23 protein-coding genes are annotated in these 20,062 nt (G+C 69.3%); 19 read left to right on the top strand and 4 right to left on the bottom strand.

Features of this window, described 5'->3' with window-relative positions:
• The first annotated feature begins 14 nt into the window (after positions 1–14).
• The 13 genes from rpsE (at position 15) to truA (ending at position 8,875) form a co-directional block, all read left to right on the top strand.
• On the top strand, positions 15–623 hold the full coding sequence (gene rpsE / locus ACH41F_RS32675; protein WP_013001409.1) for a 30S ribosomal protein S5: 609 nt from the start codon (positions 15–17) through the stop codon (positions 621–623).
• Positions 623–805: a 50S ribosomal protein L30 gene (gene rpmD / locus ACH41F_RS32670; RefSeq protein ID WP_005481207.1), complete on the top strand. Its 183-nt coding sequence runs from the start codon at positions 623–625 to the stop codon at positions 803–805. The genes rpsE and rpmD overlap by 1 nt, the downstream gene beginning before the upstream one ends.
• A 2-nt stretch (positions 806–807) precedes the next feature.
• On the top strand, positions 808–1,263 hold the full coding sequence (gene rplO, locus ACH41F_RS32665) for a 50S ribosomal protein L15 (protein ID WP_053846784.1): 456 nt from the start codon (positions 808–810) through the stop codon (positions 1,261–1,263).
• Positions 1,264–1,507: 244 nt separating this feature from the next.
• Positions 1,508–2,821 (top strand): preprotein translocase subunit SecY, encoded by a 1,314-nt coding sequence (gene secY / locus ACH41F_RS32660; protein WP_391239646.1) that lies wholly within the window; start codon positions 1,508–1,510, stop codon positions 2,819–2,821.
• Complete coding sequence (locus ACH41F_RS32655; RefSeq protein WP_398838729.1) at positions 2,821–3,483, top strand: adenylate kinase; 663 nt, start codon at positions 2,821–2,823, stop codon at positions 3,481–3,483. Before secY ends, ACH41F_RS32655 begins: the two co-directional genes overlap by 1 nt.
• 99 nt (positions 3,484–3,582) lie before the next feature.
• Entirely contained in the window at positions 3,583–4,419 is an 837-nt protein-coding gene (gene map, locus ACH41F_RS32650; protein WP_398838728.1) for a type I methionyl aminopeptidase, read from the top strand.
• A gap of 226 nt (positions 4,420–4,645) precedes the next feature.
• Entirely contained in the window at positions 4,646–4,867 is a 222-nt protein-coding gene (gene infA / locus ACH41F_RS32645) for a translation initiation factor IF-1 (RefSeq protein WP_003948620.1), read from the top strand.
• A gap of 70 nt (positions 4,868–4,937) precedes the next feature.
• Entirely contained in the window at positions 4,938–5,051 is a 114-nt protein-coding gene (rpmJ, locus tag ACH41F_RS32640) for a 50S ribosomal protein L36 (RefSeq protein ID WP_003998809.1), read from the top strand.
• Positions 5,052–5,243: 192 nt separating this feature from the next.
• Positions 5,244–5,624, top strand: coding sequence for a 30S ribosomal protein S13 (gene rpsM, locus ACH41F_RS32635; protein WP_391239637.1), 381 nt, complete (start codon positions 5,244–5,246; stop codon positions 5,622–5,624).
• A gap of 70 nt (positions 5,625–5,694) precedes the next feature.
• The gene (gene rpsK / locus ACH41F_RS32630) at positions 5,695–6,099 is read left to right on the top strand and encodes a 30S ribosomal protein S11 (protein WP_003956432.1); all 405 of its coding nucleotides are present in this window, start codon (positions 5,695–5,697) and stop codon (positions 6,097–6,099) included.
• A 145-nt stretch (positions 6,100–6,244) separates the two neighbouring features.
• On the top strand, positions 6,245–7,267 hold the full coding sequence (locus ACH41F_RS32625; RefSeq protein WP_003966937.1) for a DNA-directed RNA polymerase subunit alpha: 1,023 nt from the start codon (positions 6,245–6,247) through the stop codon (positions 7,265–7,267).
• A gap of 95 nt (positions 7,268–7,362) precedes the next feature.
• On the top strand, positions 7,363–7,860 hold the full coding sequence (gene rplQ / locus ACH41F_RS32620; RefSeq protein WP_391234437.1) for a 50S ribosomal protein L17: 498 nt from the start codon (positions 7,363–7,365) through the stop codon (positions 7,858–7,860).
• 148 nt (positions 7,861–8,008) lie between these two features.
• On the top strand, positions 8,009–8,875 hold the full coding sequence (truA, locus tag ACH41F_RS32615; protein ID WP_391234439.1) for a tRNA pseudouridine(38-40) synthase TruA: 867 nt from the start codon (positions 8,009–8,011) through the stop codon (positions 8,873–8,875).
• A gap of 144 nt (positions 8,876–9,019) precedes the next feature.
• On the opposite strand, the gene ACH41F_RS32610 is transcribed toward truA, so the two are convergent.
• Positions 9,020–9,907, bottom strand: coding sequence for a hypothetical protein (locus ACH41F_RS32610; RefSeq protein ID WP_391234441.1), 888 nt, complete (start codon positions 9,905–9,907; stop codon positions 9,020–9,022).
• Between the two features lie 419 nt (positions 9,908–10,326).
• On the opposite strand from ACH41F_RS32610, the gene rplM reads away from it, so the two are divergent.
• The 3 genes from rplM to glmM all read left to right on the top strand — a co-directional run bounded on the left by rplM (position 10,327) and on the right by glmM (position 12,863).
• The gene (gene rplM / locus ACH41F_RS32605) at positions 10,327–10,770 is read left to right on the top strand and encodes a 50S ribosomal protein L13 (protein WP_391234443.1); all 444 of its coding nucleotides are present in this window, start codon (positions 10,327–10,329) and stop codon (positions 10,768–10,770) included.
• 42 nt (positions 10,771–10,812) lie between these two features.
• Entirely contained in the window at positions 10,813–11,325 is a 513-nt protein-coding gene (gene rpsI / locus ACH41F_RS32600) for a 30S ribosomal protein S9 (RefSeq protein ID WP_391234445.1), read from the top strand.
• Positions 11,326–11,504: 179 nt separating this feature from the next.
• A complete protein-coding gene (gene glmM, locus ACH41F_RS32595; RefSeq protein ID WP_391234447.1) occupies positions 11,505–12,863 on the top strand; it encodes a phosphoglucosamine mutase in 1,359 nt (452 codons plus the stop codon).
• An 87-nt stretch (positions 12,864–12,950) separates the two neighbouring features.
• On the opposite strand, the gene ACH41F_RS32590 is transcribed toward glmM, so the two are convergent.
• A complete protein-coding gene (locus tag ACH41F_RS32590; protein ID WP_391234449.1) occupies positions 12,951–13,871 on the bottom strand; it encodes a DUF389 domain-containing protein in 921 nt (306 codons plus the stop codon).
• Positions 13,872–13,902: 31 nt separating this feature from the next.
• Positions 13,903–14,871 (bottom strand): type I pantothenate kinase, encoded by a 969-nt coding sequence (gene coaA / locus ACH41F_RS32585; RefSeq protein ID WP_391234451.1) that lies wholly within the window; start codon positions 14,869–14,871, stop codon positions 13,903–13,905.
• A gap of 188 nt (positions 14,872–15,059) precedes the next feature.
• On the opposite strand from coaA, the gene glmS reads away from it, so the two are divergent.
• Both glmS and ACH41F_RS32575 read left to right on the top strand, forming a co-directional pair.
• Positions 15,060–16,907, top strand: coding sequence for a glutamine--fructose-6-phosphate transaminase (isomerizing) (glmS, locus tag ACH41F_RS32580; RefSeq protein WP_391234453.1), 1,848 nt, complete (start codon positions 15,060–15,062; stop codon positions 16,905–16,907).
• Between the two features lie 38 nt (positions 16,908–16,945).
• Positions 16,946–17,317, top strand: coding sequence for a holo-ACP synthase (locus ACH41F_RS32575; RefSeq protein ID WP_391234455.1), 372 nt, complete (start codon positions 16,946–16,948; stop codon positions 17,315–17,317).
• A gap of 15 nt (positions 17,318–17,332) precedes the next feature.
• Here the strand turns inward: ACH41F_RS32575 and ACH41F_RS32570 are convergent, their stop codons facing one another.
• Entirely contained in the window at positions 17,333–18,478 is a 1,146-nt protein-coding gene (locus tag ACH41F_RS32570) for a hypothetical protein (protein WP_398838723.1), read from the bottom strand.
• Between the two features lie 131 nt (positions 18,479–18,609).
• Between ACH41F_RS32570 and ACH41F_RS32565 the strand changes: the two genes are divergently transcribed.
• Entirely contained in the window at positions 18,610–20,043 is a 1,434-nt protein-coding gene (locus ACH41F_RS32565) for an NAD(P)H-hydrate dehydratase (protein WP_398838721.1), read from the top strand.
• The last annotated feature ends 19 nt before the right edge of the window (positions 20,044–20,062 follow it).

The following is a 20,062-nucleotide window of genomic DNA, read 5'->3' as shown; positions in this document are numbered from 1 at the left end:
AGAGAGGTAATCCAATGGCTGGACCCCAGCGCCGCGGTGGCGGTGCCGGTGGCGGCGAGCGGCGGGACCGTAAGGGTCGTGACGGTGGCGCAGCCGCCGCCGAGAAGACTGCTTACGTTGAGCGTGTCGTCGCGATCAACCGTGTCGCCAAGGTTGTGAAGGGTGGTCGTCGCTTCAGCTTCACTGCGCTCGTCGTAGTGGGCGATGGCGATGGCACCGTCGGTGTCGGTTACGGCAAGGCCAAGGAGGTGCCGGCCGCCATCGCCAAGGGTGTTGAGGAGGCCAAGAAGCACTTCTTCAAGGTCCCCCGTATCCAGGGCACCATCCCGCACCCGATCACGGGTGAGAAGGCGGCGGGCGTCGTCCTGCTCAAGCCGGCGTCCCCCGGTACCGGCGTTATCGCCGGTGGCCCGGTGCGTGCCGTGCTCGAGTGCGCCGGCGTTCACGACATCCTGTCGAAGTCGCTCGGCTCGTCGAACGCGATCAACATCGTGCACGCGACCGTGGAGGCCCTCAAGGGCCTGCAGCGTCCCGAGGAGATCGCGGCCCGCCGCGGTCTGCCCCTCGAGGACGTCGCTCCCGCGGCTCTGCTGCGTGCGCGTGCCGGGGCTGGTGCTGCGTAATGGCTCAGCTCAAGATCACGCAGACGAAGTCGTACATCGGCAGCAAGCAGAACCACCGCGACACCCTGCGTTCCCTTGGTCTCAAGGGCATCAACACGCAGGTCGTCAAGGAGGATCGTCCCGAGTTCCGCGGCATGGTGCACACCGTCCGCCACCTCGTGACGGTCGAGGAGGTCGACTGATCATGGCGGAGAACAACCCGCTCAAGATCCACAACCTCCGTCCCGCCCCGGGCGCCAAGACCGCCAAGACCCGTGTGGGTCGTGGTGAGGCGTCGAAGGGTAAGACGGCCGGTCGTGGTACCAAGGGTACGAAGGCCCGTTACCAGGTTCCGGAGCGCTTCGAGGGTGGCCAGATGCCCCTCCACATGCGTCTTCCGAAGCTGAAGGGCTTCAAGAACCCGTTCAAGACCGAGTACCAGGTCGTGAACCTCGACAAGCTGGCCTCGCTCTACCCCGAGGGTGGCGAGGTCACCGTCGAGGGTCTGGTGGCCAAGGGCGCGGTTCGCAAGAACAGCCTCGTCAAGGTCCTCGGCCAGGGTGAGATCTCCGTGGCGCTGCAGGTGACGGTCGACGCCGTCTCCGGTTCCGCCAAGGAGAAGATCACCGCCGCCGGCGGTACCGTCACCGAGCTCGTCTGAACACCTCAGGCGTCTCGATGACTTGAGCGATCCCGACCGGGGATACCCCACAAATGGGGTATCCCCGGTTGGTCGTTCCTAGGGTGGCAGTCTCGCCGGTAAGGTGGCCTGCACTGCCAACTTTCACAGGGTGCTGCACCTGGGGCACCTTGAGCGGCAGTTGGCCGTTACGTATTCGTCTGTATCCGTCGAACCTCAAGACCGTCACCCTTGACGCAGTAGCGCGGGGGTCGCAGGAGGCACCGTGCTCACCGCGTTCGCCCGGGCGTTCAAGACGCCCGACCTGCGCAAGAAGCTGCTCTTCACGCTGGGCATCATCGTCGTGTACCGGGTCGGTACGCACGTCCCCATCCCCGGCGTCGACTACAAGTCCGTCCAGCAGTGCGTCGACGAGGCGTCCGCGAACCAGGGCCTGTTCGGCCTGGTCAACATGTTCAGTGGTGGCGCGCTGCTGCAGATCACGATCTTCGCGCTGGGGATCATGCCGTACATCACGGCGAGCATCATCCTGCAGCTGCTGACCGTCGTGATCCCGCGCCTGGAAGCCCTCAAGAAGGAGGGCCAGGCCGGTACGGCGAAGATCACGCAGTACACCCGTTACCTGACCGTGGCGCTCGCCATCCTTCAGGGCACCGGCCTCGTCGCCACCGCCCGCAGCGGCGCCCTCTTCTCCGGCTGCAGCACCGCGTCGACCATCGTCCCGGACCGGTCGATCTTCACCACGATCGTCATGGTCATCACGATGACCGCCGGTACGGCCGTCGTGATGTGGCTCGGTGAGCTCATCACCGACCGCGGCATCGGCAACGGCATGTCGATCCTGATGTTCATCTCGATCGCCGCCACCTTCCCGTCGGCGCTGTGGGCCATCAAGAAGCAGGGCACCCTGGCCGACGGCTGGATCGAGTTCGGCACGGTCGTCGCGGTCGGGCTGGTCATGGTCGGTCTGGTGGTCTTCGTCGAGCAGGCTCAGCGCCGTATCCCGGTCCAGTACGCGAAGCGGATGATCGGGCGCCGCGCCTACGGCGGGACGTCCACGTACATCCCGCTGAAGGTGAACCAGGCGGGTGTGATCCCCGTCATCTTCGCGTCGTCGCTGCTGTACATCCCGGCTCTCATCGCGCAGTTCTCGAGCAGCAACTCCGGCTGGAAGACCTGGGTCGAGCAGAATCTGACCAAGGGCGACCACCCGATCTACATCACCATGTACTTCTTGCTGATCGTTTTCTTCGCCTTCTTCTACGTCGCGATCTCCTTCAACCCCGAGGAAGTCGCCGACAACATGAAGAAGTATGGTGGCTTCATCCCGGGCATCCGGGCTGGCCGACCGACCGCTGAGTACCTGTCGTACGTACTCAACCGGATCACCTGGCCGGGTTCGCTGTACTTGGGTCTGATCGCTCTTGTTCCAACGATGGCGTTGGTCGGTTTCGGGGCAAACCAGAACTTCCCGTTCGGCGGGACCAGCATCCTGATCATCGTGGGTGTGGGTCTTGAGACGGTGAAGCAGATCGAGAGCCAGCTCCAGCAGCGCAATTACGAAGGGTTCCTCCGCTGATGCGAATCGTCCTCGTCGGGCCGCCTGGCGCCGGAAAGGGAACGCAGGCCACGCGCCTCGCCGAGAAGCTGCGTGTCCCGCACATCTCCACGGGCGACCTGTTCCGCGCGAACATCAGCCAGCAGACGGAGCTCGGCAAGCTCGCGAAGTCCTACATGGACGCCGGCAACCTCGTCCCCGACGAGGTCACCATCGCGATGGCCAAGGACCGTATGGAACAGCCGGACGCCGTCAACGGCTTCCTGCTGGACGGCTTCCCGCGGAACGTCTCACAGGCCGAGGCGCTGGACGAACTGCTCACCACCGAGAGCATCAAGCTGGACGCGGTGCTGGACCTGGAGGCCCCCGAGGAGGAGGTCGTCAAGCGGATCGCCGGTCGGCGCATCTGCCGCAACGACTCCGCTCACGTCTTCCACGTGTCGTACAAGAAGCCGGCCAAGGAGGGCGTCTGCGACGTCTGCGGCGGCGAGCTGTACCAGCGGGACGACGACTCCGAGGCGACGGTCCGCACCCGGCTCGAGGTCTACCACACGCAGACCGAGCCGATCATCGACTACTACAAGGCGCAGGGTCTCGTCGTCACGATCGAGGCCATGGGTCCGGTGGACGAGGTCACCACGCGTGCGCTGGCCGCGCTGAAGCGTGAGGGCGACGACCTGTAAGGCGTCGTCCCTGTACGGCCGTGGAGTCCTGAGGGACTGCACGGCCGTACTGTTGTGTAGGTAACCGAACCAGCGAGTGACGGAGAGCGCAGGCCCCCCATGGTCCAGATCAAGACCCCTGAGCAGATCGCCAAGATGCGTGAGGCGGGGCTGGTCGTCGCCGCCATCCACGCGGCCACGCGTGAGGCCGCCGTGCCGGGGGCGTCCACGAAGGACCTGGACGAGGTCGCGCGCAAGGTGCTGGCCGAGCACGGGGCGAAGTCGAACTTCCTCGGCTACGGCGGCTTCCCGGCGACGATCTGCACCTCGGTGAACGAGGTCGTCGTCCACGGCATCCCCTCCGAGGACGTGGTCCTCAAGGACGGTGACGTCATCTCCATCGACTGCGGCGCCATCGTCGACGGCTGGCACGGCGACGCCGCCTACACGGCCTTCGTGGGCTCCGGGCACGCTCCGGAGCTCCTGGAGCTCTCCCGGGTGACGGAGGAGTCCATGTGGGCCGGCATCGCCGCGATGAAGCAGGGCGCGCGGCTCGTCGACATCTCGCGGGCCATCGAGACGTACATCCGCCGGCAGCCGAAGCCGGGTGGCGGCAAGTACGGGATCATCGAGGACTACGGCGGCCACGGCATCGGTACCGAGATGCACATGGACCCGCACCTGCTGAACTACGTGGACCGGCGGCGGGGCAAGGGCCCGAAGCTGGTCCCCGGGTTCTGCCTCGCCATCGAGCCGATGGTGTCGCTGGGGACGCCCCGGACCGAGGTGCTGTCGGACGACTGGACCGTCATCACGACCGACGGCACGTGGTCCTCGCACTGGGAGCACTCCGTCGCGCTGACCGTGGACGGGCCTCTGGTGCTCACGGCTCCCGACGGGGGCAAGGCGAAGCTGGCGGAGCACGGCGTCGTCGCCGCTCCGGATCCGCTGGCCTGAGTGCCGCGCGGTTCTCCGCGCGCTCTTGCCGGGGTGCGGTCGTCCCCGTGCTCCTGTCGGCTTGCGGTCGTCCGCGCGTGCTTAACGATCTCCTCTCCCGGGCATTCTTTCTCGATTCGTCTTTCCGGGGGTGCTGTCGTAGACTGACTCGTCGGCTCTCGTGCACCCGCATGCCTGCATGCGCTCGCGCAGAGTCGATCAAGGTAGTCGATTCGAAGGGCGAAGCGTGGCCAAGAAGCAAGGTGCCATCGAGATCGAGGGCACTGTCGTCGAGTCTCTTCCGAACGCCATGTTCAAGGTCGAGCTCCAGAACGGCCACCAGGTCCTGGCACACATCAGCGGCAAGATGCGTATGCACTACATCCGTATCCTCCCTGACGACCGGGTCGTGGTGGAGCTGTCTCCGTACGACCTGACGCGTGGCCGGATCGTCTACCGCTACAAGTAGATCTTGCCCCCGCCCCGTGCCCCGGTCCCCGGGACGCGGATGGTGGCACTGACCCGGAGAACCTCACCCCATGAAGGTCAAGCCGAGCGTCAAGAAGATCTGCGACAAGTGCAGGGTGATCCGCCGTCACGGTCGGGTCATGGTCATCTGCGAGAACCCGCGCCACAAGCAGCGCCAGGGCTGACGCAGGACCTATCCCTCTGCATCGACATCGCAGAGATTCGCGCGACGCGAGCTGAACATGTTCATACGCAGAGCCCAGGCGCCTTGGTGCCTGACACCCTCGGTTCGGAGGCCGAGGACCCAGTTCGTACCTGGTACGGCGGCTGGGAACCGGTTCTGTGGAAGACCTCCGAAGATCACCAGGAGCCATTGAATGGCACGCGTTTCCGGTGTTGACATCCCGCGCGACAAGCGCGTGGAGGTCGCCCTGACCTACGTGTTCGGTATCGGCCGGACGCTCTCCCAGCTGACGCTGGCCGAGACCGGCATCGACCCGAACACCCGCGTTCGCGACCTCTCCGAGGAGCAGCTCGTCGCGATTCGTGAGTACGTCGACAACAACATCAAGACCGAGGGTGACCTCCGTCGCGAGGTCCAGGCCGACATCCGCCGCAAGGTGGAGATCGGCTGCTACCAGGGTCTCCGTCACCGTCGTGGTCTGCCCGTTCGCGGTCAGCGCACCAGCACGAACGCTCGTACCCGCAAGGGCCCGCGTCGCGCCATCGCCGGCAAGAAGAAGCCGGGCAAGAAGTAGTCCTCAGCGGACAACGCTTCATCAGCGGTCTTCGCTGTAGGACCGACCACCTCCCCGTAGGAGTAACTAGATGCCCCCCAAGGGTCGTCAGGGCGCTGCCAAGAAGGTGCGCCGCAAGGAAAAGAAGAACGTCGCTCACGGCCACGCGCACATCAAGAGCACGTTCAACAACACGATCGTCTCGATCACGGACCCCTCGGGCAACGTGATCTCCTGGGCCTCCGCCGGCCACGTCGGCTTCAAGGGCTCGCGCAAGTCCACCCCCTTCGCCGCGCAGATGGCCGCCGAGTCGGCCGCCCGCCGCGCGCAGGAGCACGGCATGCGCAAGGTCGACGTCTTCGTGAAGGGCCCGGGTTCGGGTCGTGAGACGGCCATCCGTTCGCTTCAGGCGACCGGTCTCGAGGTCGGCTCCATCCAGGACGTCACCCCCACCCCGCACAACGGCTGCCGTCCGCCGAAGCGCCGCCGCGTCTGACGCGTCGCCTTCACAGGCTGTGGTTCCCGGGCGGTACGGCTCTGTAAGGGTCGTATCGCCCGTACCCTTGTACGTAGCACCATCAGGCTCTGCCTGGTAGCTCAGGGCATCAAATAGTGGGTGCCCCTGACTGAAGGAACGCAACATGCTGATCGCTCAGCGTCCCTCGTTGACCGAAGAGGTCGTCGACGAGTTCCGGTCCCGGTTCGTGATCGAGCCGCTGGAGCCGGGCTTCGGCTACACCCTCGGCAACTCCCTCCGCCGTACCCTCCTGTCGTCGATCCCCGGCGCTGCTGTCACCAGCATCCGCATCGACGGTGTCCTGCACGAGTTCACCACCGTGCCGGGCGTCAAGGAGGACGTCACCGACCTGATCCTGAACATCAAGCAGCTGGTCGTCTCCTCGGAGCACGACGAGCCGGTCGTGATGTACCTGCGCAAGCAGGGCCCGGGTCTGGTCACCGCCGCCGACATCGCGCCCCCGGCCGGTGTCGAGGTGCACAACCCCGACCTCGTCCTCGCCACGCTCAACGGCAAGGGCAAGCTGGAGATGGAGCTGACGGTCGAGCGTGGCCGCGGTTACGTCTCCGCCGTGCAGAACAAGCAGGTGGGCCAGGAGATCGGCCGCATCCCGGTCGACTCCATCTACTCGCCGGTGCTCAAGGTCACCTACAAGGTCGAGGCCACGCGTGTCGAGCAGCGGACCGACTTCGACAAGCTGATCGTCGACGTCGAGACCAAGCAGGCCATGCGTCCCCGTGACGCCATGGCGTCGGCCGGCAAGACGCTGGTCGAGCTGTTCGGTCTCGCCCGCGAGCTGAACATCGACGCCGAGGGCATCGACATGGGCCCGTCCCCCACGGACGCCGCCCTTGCCGCCGACCTGGCGCTGCCGATCGAGGAGCTGGAGCTCACGGTCCGCTCCTACAACTGCCTCAAGCGTGAGGGCATCCACTCCGTGGGTGAGCTCGTCGCCCGCTCCGAGGCCGACCTCCTGGACATCCGCAACTTCGGTGCGAAGTCCATCGACGAGGTCAAGGCGAAGCTGGCCGGCATGGGCCTGGCCCTGAAGGACAGCCCGCCCGGATTCGACCCCACGGCCGCCGCCGACGCCTTCGGCGCCGACGACGACGCGGACGCGGGTTTCGTGGAGACCGAGCAGTACTGAGCAGTACCTGATCGGTTGTTGCCGGTGAGCATCCGCTCATCGGGTTCCTGACCCCGGTACCTGATACGGCCGGGGCAGACACACAGGAGACAGAAATGCCGAAGCCCACCAAGGGTGCCCGTCTGGGCGGCAGCGCCGCGCACGAGAAGCTCCTCCTCGCGAACCTCGCGAAGAGCCTCTTCGAGCACGGCCGGATCACCACCACCGAGGCGAAGGCGCGCAAGCTGCGTCCCTACGCCGAGCGTCTGGTCACCAAGGCGAAGAAGGGCGACCTTCACAACCGCCGCCAGGTGCTCCAGGTCATCACGGACAAGAGCATCGTGCACACGCTCTTCACCGAGATCGGCCCGCGGTACGAGAACCGTCCGGGTGGCTACACCCGTATCACCAAGATCGGTAACCGCCGTGGCGACAACGCGCCCATGGCTGTCATCGAGCTGGTCGAGGCGCTGACGGTCGCGCAGCAGGCGACGGGTGAGGCCGAGGCCGCCACCAAGCGTGCCGCGAAGGACGCCGAGGCTGCTCCGGCTGCCGAGGAGACCAAGGTCGACACCGCCAAGGCCGACGAGGCCGAGGAGTCGAAGGACGCGTAAGCGTCTGCGGGGTGCTGTCCGGTCGGCGGCCGCGGGTTCGTCGTGGCTGATCGCGCAGTTCCCCGCGCCCCTGAGGGGGCGCGTCTGAGTGGGCCCGTTCCTTTTCACAGGAGCGGGCCCACTTTGCTGTTCTTGAGAGGATCTCGGTGTGAGTGAAGAAGTGGCGGCCGGGTGTGTCCGTGTCCGGCTCGATCTGTCGTACGACGGGAGCGGGTTCTCCGGGTGGGCCAAGCAGGCCGGGGGGCGGCGGACCGTGCAGGGGGAGATCGAGGACGCGCTGCGGACCGTGACCCGGTCGGGGGGCACGACGTACGAGCTGACGGTCGCGGGGCGGACCGATGCCGGGGTGCACGCGCGGGGGCAGGTGGCGCATGTCGATCTGCCGGAGCAGGTCTGGCGCGAGCACCACGAGAAGCTGCTGAAGCGGCTCGCCGGGCGGCTCCCGAAGGACGTGCGGGTGTGGGCGTTGCGGGAGGCGCCGAGCGGCTTCAACGCGCGGTTCTCGGCGGTGTGGCGGCGGTACGCGTACCGGGTCACGGACAATCCGGGCGGGGTCGACCCGCTGCTGCGCAACCATGTGCTGTGGCACGACTGGCCGCTCGACGTCGACGCCATGAACGAGGCGGCCGAGCGGCTGCTGGGGGAGCACGACTTCGCCGCCTACTGCAAGAAGCGGGAGGGGGCCACCACCATCCGCACGCTTCAGGAGCTGCGGCTGGAGCGGGGCGCCGACGGGATCGTCACGGCGACCGTCCGGGCGGACGCCTTCTGCCACAACATGGTGCGCTCGCTGATCGGGGCGCTGCTGTTCGTGGGGGACGGGCACCGGCCGACGGACTGGCCGGGGAAGGTCCTCGCGGCGGGGGTGCGGGACTCGGCGGTGCATGTGGTGCGGCCGCATGGGCTGACCCTGGAGGAAGTGGGGTATCCGGCCGACGAGTTGCTGGCCGCGCGGAGCAGGGAAGCCCGGAATCGCCGGACTCTGACCGGCTCGTCCGGATGTGAAAACTGTTAGTCACCCGGGTTGTGACTCTGCCCGCATGTCCGGAGACGTGAGGGCGGGCGTCCTGGCGACGGCGCGGAACGGCCCACGCCGGTGGCGCGGGGCGGGGCGCCCGCCGAAGCCGTCCTCAACGGCTTCCGGGAGCCCCGCTGAGCGTCACTGCTCGGCTGCCGCCGACGCCTGCGCCTCGCCGCGTCGGCGGATCTGGCGGAAGGTGAACTCGGCCAGGTCGTCGCCGGTGGCGAAGACCGCGGTGCTCTTCTTCGTCACGTCCTTGCCGTCGGTGAAACCGGCGACGGTGAAGTAGGCGTACCGGCCGTAGGAATTGGTCGTCGTACGGCAGATCGCGGAGGTGCAGAAGGACTTCACGCCCTTGCCGGGCAGGGAGGCGATGACGCTCTTGACGTCGGCCTGGGTCTTGGCCCGCGTCGCCTGCGCCTCGGTGTCGAAGACGGCCACCCCGACCGTCACCGCGACGCCGTCACGGACGTAGGACACCCGCAGCACGCGGGTGCAGTCGTTCGCGGTGAGGACCTTGCCGAGGGTGCCGCCGGGGTTGACGGCCGTGGCGCACTGCTGGGTGTCGCTCGCCGCGCCCTTCTTGTACACGGTCTCGCCCATGGTCAGCTGGGTGCCGGGGAAGAGGGTCTCCACGCTGAGCGGGGCCGTGTCCTTGGCCTTGTCGGCGACGAAGTCCTTCGGGTCCAGCGGCGGCGGGGCGCTGGTCGGGGCGAACGAGGGGTCCGTCGGGGACTGGCTCGGGATGTCGGCGGACGCGGGCAGCGAGGACGTGGGGGAGGCCTCGTTGTCGCTCCCGTTCGCCGAGACCACGGCGACGGCCACGGCGGTGCCGATCGCCACGGTGGCCAGGGCGCCGCCGCCGACGAACAGCAGCCTGCGCCGCTTGTTGCGGGTCTCCGACGCCTCGGCGAGTGCGGCCCAGTCCGGGGTCTGGCCGTCGCCGGCGCTGGTCCACGGCTGCTGGGAATTCGGTTTCCAGGGATCCCACTGGGACGGGGGTCCCCCCTGCTGCCCGTAGCTCATGGGGCGCATCTTAGACGGGGTGCGCGCCGGGCCGGTCCGCCTCAACAGGCTCCACCGCCGCAGGGGTTGGGGAATGAGTGGGGGCAAAGGCGGCATCTCGGGGTGGTTGGTGCGGCGTTCTTCCTGGACGGGGCCGCCGGGGGGCCGGGGTGCGAGGGGAGGATGTGGCGCGGGCCACGCCCGGGGACGGGGCGGCGGGCTCGTTTTGACCCGTACGGGGCAGCCCGAGTACTCTTGCGGTTTGTTATGCGTATCGGCTTGGTCGTTCTCCGACGAGAGGCCCTTACGTAGGTTCCCTGGAGCAGTTACCAGTGGGCGGCATACGGGCAGTGTTCCCGGCACTGTCGTCCCCAGCTGCACGATCGCTTCAGTGATGCCGTGTGTCACCATCCATCCACTGAAGAAGAAAAGGCTGCGAAGTGCGCACATTCAGCCCCAAGCCCGGCGATGTGACTCGCCAGTGGCACGTCATTGACGCCCAGGACATCGTCCTGGGCCGTCTGGCCACCACTGCCGCGTCCCTCCTGCGTGGCAAGCACAAGCCGATCTACGCGCCCCACGTCGACACCGGTGACTTCGTCATCATCATCAACGCCGACAAGGTGCACCTGTCCGGCAACAAGCGGACCCAGAAGATGGCGTACCGCCACTCCGGCTACCCGGGTGGTCTGCGCTCGGTCCGCTACGACGAGCTGCTGGACAAGAACCCCGAGAAGGCCATCGAGAAGGCCGTCAAGGGCATGCTCCCCAAGAACACGCTGGGCCGTCAGATGCTCTCGAAGCTGAAGGTCTACAAGGGTGACCAGCACCCGCACGGCGCGCAGCAGCCGCAGCCGTTCGAGATCACCCAGGTCGCGCAGTAAGTCCGGCCACCCCCTAAGACTGAAGAGAATCTGAGGAGCATCGTGGCCGAGACCACTGCCGAGCAGCCGCTCGAAGAGCTTGACATCGACAGCTACACCACGGAGTCGGACGTCCCCGTCGAGGGCGAGTACACCTCCGAGTCCATGGCCTCCCGCTTCGGCGACCCGCAGCCGGCCGCCGGCCTGGGCCGTCGCAAGAACGCCATCGCCCGCGTCCGGATCGTCCCGGGCACCGGCAAGTGGAAGATCAACGGTCGCACCCTCGAGGACTACTTCCCGAACAAGGTGCACCAGCAGGAAGTCAACGAGCCCTTCAAGGTGCTCGAGCTCGAGGGACGCTACGACGTCATCGCCCGCATCGCCGGTGGCGGTGTCTCCGGCCAGGCCGGTGCGCTCCGTCTCGGTGTCGCCCGCGCGCTGAACGAGGCCGACGTCGACAACAACCGTGGCGCCCTCAAGAAGGCCGGCTTCCTCCGCCGCGACGACCGCGCGGTCGAGCGCAAGAAGGCCGGTCTCAAGAAGGCCCGCAAGGCCCCGCAGTACAGCAAGCGCTAAGCTTCGCTGCCTGCACTTCGTACTCGCACTTCAGCGGTACGTCCGAACGCCCCGGCGGCACGCCACAGTGCCGCCGGGGCGTTCGTTTATCACAGGCCGAGGCGTATAACGGCACAAGATGCTCTCAGGCTTGTGCGATCGGATGATCTCCGAGTAATGACGCTCTATCTGGAGGACAAGTGGGACGACTCTTCGGCACGGACGGCGTGCGCGGCGTCGCCAACGCGGACCTGACGGCCGAGATGGCGCTGGGTCTGTCGGTCGCGGCTGCCCACGTACTGGCCGAGGCGGGTACGTTCGCGGGCCACCGGCCGACAGCGGTGGTCGGACGGGACCCGCGCGCGTCCGGGGAGTTCCTGGAGGCCGCGGTGGTCGCCGGTCTCGCGAGCGCCGGTGTCGACGTGCTGCGCGTCGGCGTCCTGCCGACGCCGGCCGTCGCCTATCTCACCGGTGTCCTCGGCGCCGACCTCGGCGTCATGCTGTCCGCCAGCCACAACGCCATGCCCGACAACGGCATCAAGTTCCTCGCCCGCGGCGGGCACAAGCTCGACGACGAGCTGGAGGAGCGCATCGAGTCGGTCTACCAGTCCCACCGCCACGGCGAGCCCTGGGACCGGCCGACGGGCGCGGGCGTCGGGCGGGTGCGTGAGTACCTGGAGGGCTTCGACCAGTACGTCGCCCACCTCATCGCCGTCCTGCCGAACCGGCTCGACGGGCTGAAGATCGTCCTCGACGAGGCGCACGGTGCCGCGGCGCGGGTGTCGCCGGAGGCGTTCACCCGGGCCGGCGCCGAGGTGATCACCATCGGTGCCTCGCCCGACGGGCTCAACATCAACGACGGCTGCGGCTCCACCCACCTCGGTCTGCTCAAGGCCGCGGTCGTCGAGCACGGGGCCGACTTCGGCATCGCGCACGACGGGGACGCCGACCGGTGCCTCGCCGTGGACCACACCGGCGACGAGGTGGACGGCGACCAGATCATGGCCGTCCTCGCGCTGGCGATGCGGGAGCGTTCCGCGCTGCGGTCGGACACCGTGGTCGCCACGGTCATGTCGAACCTGGGCTTCAAGCTGGCGATGGAGCGGGAGGGGCTCCAGCTCGTCCAGACCGCGGTCGGCGACCGGTATGTGCTGGAGTCGATGAAGGAGCACGGGTACGCGCTGGGCGGCGAGCAGTCCGGGCACGTGATCATCCTCGACCACGCGACCACGGGTGACGGGACGCTGACGGGGCTCATGCTCGCGGCGCGGGTCGCACAGACCGGGCGGTCCCTGCGGGAGCTGGCGTCGGTGATGGAGCGGCTGCCGCAGGTGCTCATCAACGTGCCCGACGTGGATCGTTCCCGGGTGGGGACCTCCGCGGAACTCGCCGCCGCGGTGGCCGACGCGGAGCGGGAACTCGGGGCGACCGGGCGGGTGTTGCTGCGGCCGTCCGGGACCGAGCCGCTCGTGCGGGTCATGGTCGAGGCGGCCGACATCGACCAGGCCCGGTCGGTGGCCGGGCGGTTGGCCGATGCGGTGAAGTCGGCGCTGGGCTGACGTGCCGGGTAGGGGGCGGGGACGCGTGCGCGTCGCGGGCCGCGGGGTCGCCGTGGCTGGTCGCGCGGTTCCCCGCGCCCCGCGCCCCTAGGCAGGTCTGCGCCAGAGCCACTTCTGGAAGAGCAGGGTCAGGGTGCCTGCCAGGACGATCCCCAGCAGGTTCAGCAGGAGTTGTTCCGTCGAGCCCCAGGCCTGCTTGTACTGGCTGAAGCTGAAGGCCACGGCGGCGTTCGCGGCGGCCGGGACCGTGGTGACCGAGATGGCGACGCCGACCAGGGCGCCCGACTTGGCCGAGGTCAGGGAGAGGGTGCCCGCGCAGCCGGCGAGGACGGCCACGACGAACGAGAACCAGTCGGGCCGGTAGATGAAGTTGGTGTTGGGGCGCTCGGCCTTCAACTGCCCGGTGCTGAACAGGTCCACCGCGTCCATGAAATAGCTGAAGCCCACCGTCACCACCATCGCCACCACGAACCCGACGAGCAGCGCGATCAGCGAGCGCAGCGCCAGGCGGGGGTGGCGCCGCACGATCGCCGTGCTGAAGGCGGCGAGGGGGCCGAACTCCGGGCCGACCGCCATGGCACCCACGATCAGGATCGCGTTGTCGAGGACCACACCGCAGGCCGCGATCGTCGTGGCCAGGGTGATGAAGGCGAGGTAGGTGACGGAGAGCGTCGACTCCTCGTGGGTGGCGTCGGTCAGTTGCTCCCACAGCACCGCGTCCGCGCCCTCGCCGGGGGCGTCCTTCTCGGCCTTGTCGGCCCGCTTCGACAGCGACAGGTCGATGTTCTCCACGGCGATGGAGCCCGTCTCGTCGAGGCCCGACTCCCGTAGCGCGCCGATGAGTTCGTCGCCCGCCTCACGGGCCACGTCGCACATCACCACGTCCCCCGAGGGGTTGCGGGCGGCGCCCGGCAGGACGACCAGGTGTGTGGTGCCGACCGTCTTCTCGATGAGGCCGACCACGGCGTCCGTCTTCTCGGCCGGGGTGATCAGGCGCAGATGCAGCATGGTGCCTTTCTAACAGCCCCGGCACGGCAGTTCACAGCTTGCGCAGGCGCAGACGCTGGACCTTGTGGTCCGGGCCCTTGCGGACGACGAGGGTGGCGCGGCCGCGGGTGGGGGCGATGTTCTCGATCAGGTTGGGCCGGTTGATGGTGTCCCACTGAGTCCGGGCGTAGTCCAGGGCCTCCTCCTCGGACACCTGCGTCCACTTGCGGAAGTAGGAGTCGGGGTTCTGGAAGGCCGTCTGCCGCAGCTTCTTGAAGCGGTTGAGGTACCAGCGCTCGACGTCCTCGGGGCTGGCGTCGATGTACACGCTGAAGTCGAAGTAGTCGGCGAGGGCGACGCGGGTGCGGCCGTCCTTGCCGGGCAGGGCGGGCTGGAGGACGTTCAGGCCCTCGACGATCAGGATGTCCGGGCGGCGGACCACGAGCCGCTCGTCCGGGACGATGTCGTAGATCAGGTGCGAGTAGACGGGTGCCGTCACCTCGTCCTTGCCGGCCTTGATGTCGGCGACGAAACGGGTCAGCGCCCGGCGGTCGTACGACTCCGGGAAGCCCTTCCTCGACATCAGGCCGCGGGCCTTGAGCTCCTTGGTCGGCAGCAGGAAGCCGTCCGTCGTCACGCGCTCCACGCGCGGGTGCTCGGGCCAGCGGGAGAGCAGGGCCTGAAGGAGCCGGGCGACGGTGGACTTGCCGCCGGCCACCGAACCCGCGACCCCTATGACGAAGGGGGTGCCCGACTGGGCGCCCTGCTCGCCGAGGAAGGTGTTCAGCGCTCCTCTGAGGCCGTCCGTGGCGCCGACGTAGAGGTTGAGGAGCCGGGACAGCGGGAGGTAGACGTCACGCACCTCGTCGAGGTCGATGACATCACCGAGGCCGCGCAGCTTCTCGACCTCCTCGGCGGTGAGCGGCAGCGGCGTCTTGTCACGCAGCGCGCTCCACTCGGCACGGGTGAGGTCGACATAGGGAGTCACCTCCGGCTTCTGCCGGTGGGTGCTCCGGGGCATCGAGGAGACCGGAGAGATCACAGTCCATTGTTAACGGAGTTTGAACGCGATGGTGGGTGGGGTCCGTCACGCGGCGGCCGGGTCGGGGCGCGCGGACGGTCGTACAGCCGTGGGAATTTCCGAATTCGGGCAGGCTGAGGCCGATTCGGGCGCTGTTCGGGCGGGAGATCGCCTCTAGGCTGCGGCGCATGTGCGGAATCGTGGGTTACGTGGGGTCGCAGTCGGCACTCGAAGTCGTGATGGCCGGACTCAAGCGGCTGGAGTACCGGGGGTACGACTCGGCGGGGGTCGCCGTGCCGGCGGACGGAGGGCTGGCGGCCGCGAAGAAGGCGGGCAAGCTGGTCAACCTGGAGAAGGAACTGGTGGACCGGCCGCTGCCGACGGGCGGTACGGGCATCGGGCACACCCGCTGGGCCACCCACGGCGGTCCGACGGACGGCAACGCCCACCCCCACCTGGACAACGCGGGCCGGGTCGCGGTCGTCCACAACGGGATCATCGAGAACTTCGCCGTGCTGCGGGCCGAGCTGACGGAGCGCGGGCATGTGCTGTCCTCCGAGACGGACACGGAGGTCGTCGCGCATCTGCTGGCGGAGGAGTTCTCCGTGACGGGTGACCTCGCGGAGGCGATGCGGCTGGTGTGCCGGCGCCTGGAGGGCGCGTTCACGCTGGTCGCGGTGCACGCGGACGAGCCGGACGTGGTGGTGGGGGCGCGGCGGAACTCGCCGCTGGTGGTGGGCGTCGGTGAGGGGGAGGCCTTCCTCGCCTCCGACGTGGCGGCCTTCATCGCGCACACCCGGTCGGCGGTCGAGCTGGGCCAGGACCAGGTGGTGGAGCTGCGCCGGGACGGGGTGACGGTGACAGGCTTCGACGGCCGTCCGGCGGACGTCAGGTCGTACCACGTGGACTGGGACGCGTCCGCCGCGGAGAAGGGCGGCTACGACTACTTCATGCTCAAGGAGATCGCCGAGCAGCCGAAGGCGGTCGCGGACACCCTGCTGGGCCGCATCGACGCGGCCGGTTCCCTCACGCTGGACGAGGTGCGGATCAGCGCGTCCGAGCTGCGCGAGGTGGACAAGGTCGTGATCGTGGCGTGCGGTACGGCCTTCCACGCCGGGCTCATCGCCAAGTACGCCATCGAGCACTGGACGCGGATCCCCTGCGAGGTGGAGCTGGCGAGCGAGTTCCGCTACCGGGACCCGATCCTCGGCGCGCGGTCGCTGGTGATCGCCATCTCGCAGTCCGGCGAGACCATGGACACCCTGATGGCGCTCCGGCACGCGCGGGAGCAGGGCTCGAAGGTGCTGGCGATCTGCAACACCAACGGTTCGACGATCCCCCGGGAGTCGGACGCGGTGCTCTACACGCACGCCGGGCCCGAGGTGGCGGTCGCCTCGACCAAGGCGTTCCTGACCCAGCTGGTGGCCTGCTATCTGGTCGCCCTCTACCTGGGCCAGGTGCGGGGCACCAAGTGGGGCGACGAGATCTCCGACGTGATCCGGGACCTGTCGCAGATCTCCGGCGAGGTCGAGCGGGTGCTGGAGACGATGGAGCCGGTCCGGGCGCTGGCCAGGTCGCTGGCGGCGAAGGACACGGTGCTCTTCCTGGGGCGGCACGTGGGATATCCGGTGGCGCTGGAGGGCGCGCTGAAGCTGAAGGAGCTCGCCTACATGCACGCCGAGGGCTTCGCGGCGGGCGAGCTGAAGCACGGGCCGATCGCGCTGATCGAGGAGGACCTGCCGGTGGTGGTGGTCGTGCCGTCACCGCGCGGCCGGTCCGTGCTGCACGACAAGATCGTGTCCAACATCCAGGAGATCCGGGCCCGGGGCGCCCGCACCATCGTGATCGCGGAGGAGGGGGACGAGGCGGTGGTGCCGTACGCCGACCACCTGATCCGGATCCCGGCCACGCCCACGCTGCTCCAGCCGCTGGTGGCCACCGTGCCCTTGCAGGTCTTCGCGTGCGAGCTGGCCACCGCCCGGGGCAACGAGGTGGACCAGCCGCGGAACCTGGCCAAGTCGGTGACGGTGGAGTAGGCGACCGGCGTCCCGGGCGTGGTCATAGGGTGCTGCGCATGAGCATCATCGGCGTCGGGATCGACGTGGCGGAGATCGAGCGGTTCGCGGCGTCGCTGGAACGCACCCCCGCGATGGCGCGACGGCTGTTCCTCGACAGCGAGTTGCTGCTGCCCAGCGGGGAGCGCCGGGGGATCGCCTCGCTCGCGGCGCGGTTCGCCGCGAAGGAGGCGCTCGCCAAGGCGCTGGGCGCGCCCGCCGGGCTGCTCTGGACCGACGCCGAGGTCTACGTCGAGGACAGCGGGCAGCCCCGCCTCCGGGTCACCGGGACGGTCGCGGCGCGGGCGGCCGCGCTGGGGGTGCGGTCCTGGCACGTGTCGCTCAGTCACGACGCCGGGGTGGCCTCGGCGGTGGTCGTCGCGGAGGGCTGAGCGCTCCGCGGCGCGTCAGCAGATGGACTGGGTCGTGTTGACCCGGATGATGTTGCGGAACGTCGTGTTGGTGCCGCACGGGCTCTCGCGGATCGAGGAGTTCGTCACCGTCAGGTTCTGCACGGTGATGGTGTCGTTGTTCGGGAACTCCGAGCGGGCCGCGAGCCGCAGTTCACCGCCGCCGGTGATGGTGCCGCCCTGGGCGGCGAGGGTGACGTTGTAGCAGTTCTCGATCAGCACCGAGTTGTTGCCGGTGTTGGTCAGGGTGACCTTGTCGATGACGGCCCCACCGCTCTCGGAGACGCAGAACACGCCCCGGCCGCCGCCGCGCGCGACGACCTCGCCGACCCGGATGTTGGTCGGGTAGGCGCTGCCCACGCGTCCGTTGCGGTTGGCCATGCGGAAGGCCGCGTACCCGGTCCCGGTCCCGGCGTTCTCCGCGTCGACCTTCGTCACCGTGGCGTTGACGGTCTGGTTGAGCAGCAGCCCGGACTCGCCGACATTGCGGGCCGTCACCGTGCCGACGGTGAGGCCGTCCACGCCGTAGGTCTCCACCGCGTGGCTGGAGGCGCCGGAGACGTAGGCGTTGTCGATGCGGACGTTGCGCGTCCACTGGCTGGTGTCGCCGCGGTTGTCGATCCGGACGCCGAGCCCCGCCGACAGGCGCATGTCCAGTTGGCCGAGGACGACGTTCTGGACGTTGCGCAGGAAGACGCCGTAGAGCGGGCTGCCGGTGAGAGTGAGGTGCTGGACCTCGATGTCACGGGTGCCGCGGGAGTAGACCGGGGCCTGGTCGCCGCTGCCGGTGCCGGTGACATTGATGGTCCCGCAGACGTCGAGGACCGTGTAGCTCGGCAGGGAGATACGGGAGCCGGCGGACATCGAGCCCGAGCCGCGGACGACGACGCGCTCCTTGGCGGTGCGGCCGGCGGTCAGGCTGTTGACCGCGGCCTGGACCGCGGCGCGCAGGTCCGTGCCGGTGTGGACGGTCGTGCCGCCGCGGCGGGCGGTCCAGGTGCCGCCGCTGAGGACGGCCTCGGCCTGGTAGGAGCCCTCGCCGCAGGCCGCCGCGGCGGCCTCGGGGGCGGTGGTCGCGGTGACGCCGGTGGCGAGGAGGGCGCCGGCTGCGATGCCGGCGATCGTTGCGGCTCTGCTGCGCATGGGGGTCCGTCCTGTCGTCGAATCCATTCGACTGAATCGATTCACCATGGGGGTGGGGGAGTTTGGCAAAGGCGCGGTAAAGCGTCAATGGCTGCGGCGAGGTTCGTCACGCACGGGGGAGACTCGGAGCCATGCGTACTGCGTACAGCGTGGAGACGGTCAGGGCAGCCGAGCGGGAGCTCATGGCGCGGTTGCCGGAGGGGGCGTTGATGCAGCGGGCGGCGGCGGGGCTGGCCGCGGCCTGCGCCGATCTGCTCGGCCGGGTGTACGGGCGGCGGATCGTGCTGCTGGTCGGCAGCGGGGACAACGGCGGGGACGCGCTCTACGCCGGGGCCCGGCTGGCCCGGCGGGGCGCCGGGGTCACCGCGGTGCTGCTGACGCCCGAGCGGGCCCATGCCGGTGGCCTGGCGGCGCTGCGGCGGGCGGGCGGCGCGGTGACCGGTGCCGGCGGCGCGGAGGCTCTGATCGAGCGGGCCGACCTCGTCCTCGACGGCGTCGTCGGGATCGGTGGCAGGGGCGGGCTCCGGCCGGACGCCGCCGCGCTGGCCTCCGCGGCCGAGGCGTCCCGGGCCGCCGTCGTCGCCGTCGACCTGCCCAGCGGGGTCGACGCCGACACGGGCGAGGTGCGGGGCGCCGCGATCCACGCCGACCTCACCGTCACCTTCGGCACGCACAAGCCGGGGCTGCTGGTGGACCCGGCGCGGGAGTACGCCGGGTCCGTGCGGCTCGTCGACATCGGGCTGGCGCTGCCCGCGGAGGCCGAGCTGGAGGCCTTGCAGCACGCGGACGTCGCCCGGCTGCTGCCGGTGCCGGGCGGGGAGAGCGACAAGTACCGGCGCGGGGTCGTGGGCATCGCCGCCGGGTCCGCGCGCTATCCGGGCGCGGCCGTGCTCGCCGTGGCCGGGGCGCTGCGGGGCGGGGCCGGTGCCGTGCGGTACGTCGGGCCCGCCGGGGACGCGGTCATCGCCCGCTTTCCCGAGACGCTCGTGTCGGACCGGGGACCCGGGAAGGCCGGGCGGGTGCAGGCCTGGGTCGTGGGCCCCGGGGTGGGGGACGACTCGGCGAGCGTGGCGGAGGTGCTGGACGCGGACGTGCCGGTGCTGATCGACGCCGACGGGCTGCGGCTGGCGGACGTCGACGCCGTGCGGCGGCGGAACGCGCCCACCCTGATGACGCCCCATGCCGGGGAGGCGGCGGCGCTGCTGGGAGTGGCGCGGGAGGAGGTCGAGGCGGCCCGGCTGGAGTCGGTACGGGAACTGGCGGGGCGGTACGAGGCGACGGTGCTGCTCAAGGGGTCGACGACGCTGGTCGCGGACTGCGGGGGCGGTGCGGTGCGGGTGAATCCGACCGGCACGCCGTGGCTGGCCACCGCGGGGAGCGGGGACGTGTTGTCGGGGCTCGCGGGGTCCCTGCTGGCGGCGGGGCTCACGGCGCTGGACGCGGGGAGCGTGGCGGCGTACCTGCACGGACTGGCGGGACGGCTCGCGGCGCGGGGGGCGCCGGTGGGGGCGCACGACGTGGCGGACGGGATCCGGGGGGCGTGGCGGGATGTGCGGGCGGGCTAGCCAGGTCTGCCGGTTCGTT

The sequence above is a fragment of the Streptomyces sp. NPDC020489 genome, from assembly GCF_044386545.1.
GTDB lineage: Bacteria > Actinomycetota > Actinomycetes > Streptomycetales > Streptomycetaceae > Streptomyces.
Note: the sequence above shows the minus strand (reverse complement) of the source record. Positions and strands in the feature narration are given on the sequence as shown.